This is a genomic window from Oleiphilus sp. HI0128, from assembly GCF_001635365.1.
The window spans coordinates 1-952 of the sequence record NZ_LWGG01001514.1 but is presented as its reverse complement, the minus strand read 5'-3'; the positions used below and the strand labels follow the sequence as shown (position 1 = coordinate 952).

At 42.5% G+C, this 952-nt stretch carries 2 protein-coding genes; both read left to right on the top strand.

The window, feature by feature from the left end:
• Window positions 1–278, top strand: a 278-nt coding sequence (locus A3763_RS29220; RefSeq protein ID WP_197483113.1) for a hypothetical protein, incomplete at its 5' end; no start/stop codon positions are given.
• A gap of 31 nt (window positions 279–309) precedes the next feature.
• Window positions 310–858, top strand: a complete 549-nt coding sequence (locus tag A3763_RS24920; RefSeq protein WP_068760691.1) for a DoxX family protein — start codon at window positions 310–312, stop codon at window positions 856–858.
• Window positions 859–952 lie beyond the last annotated feature (94 nt).

Here is a 952-nt window from a genome sequence, read left to right as displayed (position 1 = left end):
TGGAAGATCGAGACAAAGCAGAAGGGAATGAAGATCAACCCTTGAATTTAGATTCCGGTTCACGGCACTTGTTGGTATGGCGAGCGGCGCATTACCAGCTACGTGTCGATCAGCTATCCGACTTGGAATTCGAACTACTCTCTTCGATAAATAAAAAGAAAAACTTGGGAACTATTCTGCAAGAACTGCAGTCCAAGTATCCACTAGAAGAAATTAACCAAACACTTGCTTTGGCTGTTCAACGAGTTTGGTTTGTCGGCTTCACATTAGCCGAATAAATCGTTCCAAATTACCACATTAGGATTAAATATGAGTCAAGTCTCTACTGTTGCGTCGCTGTATTTAAATGCCACTCGCTGGGTGGATAAAAGCCAGATTATTATGATTATTGTCTTTCGTTTGTACTTGGCGAAAGTATTTTTTCTAGCTGGCTTATCGAAGGTAAAGAGTATGGATAGCACATTGATGCTGTTTGAATATGAATACGATGTGCCTTTGATTCCCTTTGATGTCGCCGCCTATTTGTCTACCTTTGCTGAGCTAGTCTTCCCGGTATTGTTGGTGATTGGTTTAGCCGGACGTTTTAGTGCCGGGGCTCTATTTGTCTTAAATATCGTTGCCGTTATCTCTTACCCGGATATTAGCCCAGGTGGTGTTAATGACCACTATTTCTGGGGCGCGATGCTCTTGGTTTTGGTGATGTATGGGCCTGGTAAAGCGTCACTTGATGCTTGGATCCAAAGCGCTTTTTCGCGAATTTGGCATAGAAACAAGATTTCTCTTCTCTCGCTTTTACTTAGCTTGTATTATCAAGATATTAGCCTCAATATTGGAGCTAAATCTGATTCAACAAGCTAGGAAGAGAGTATGGATATCGGTGACTATCGTCGCGAATATATGAGCCAGGGCCTGGACCGTGATGAATTACTTGATGACCCGTTCAAGCAGTTTG